General features: G+C 72.8%; 1 pseudogene. It reads right to left on the minus strand.

Going from position 1 to position 213, the window contains the following annotated elements:
* Window positions 1–213: pseudogene (locus J7396_RS17050) on the minus strand (hypothetical protein); the annotation flags it as partial.

Below are 213 nucleotides of genomic sequence, written 5' to 3' on the forward strand. Positions count from 1 at the left end.
CCACCGACACCGTGTTGGCACGGTCGGCAACCGAACCCTGGCCCAGTGCCACGGCGCCTTGTGCCGTGGCGCGGGCGCCCTGGCCGATCGCCGTGCCCGACGCGGCCGTCACCTGCGCGCCTTCGCCCATCGCCACGGCATTGGTCGCCACCGCCGCGATCTGCGTGTTGGCACCCACCGCCGTACTGCCATCGGCATTGACGCGGGCATTGC

The organism is Xanthomonas sp. A1809 (assembly GCF_017746015.1).
GTDB classification, from domain to species: domain Bacteria; phylum Pseudomonadota; class Gammaproteobacteria; order Xanthomonadales; family Xanthomonadaceae; genus Xanthomonas; species Xanthomonas euvesicatoria.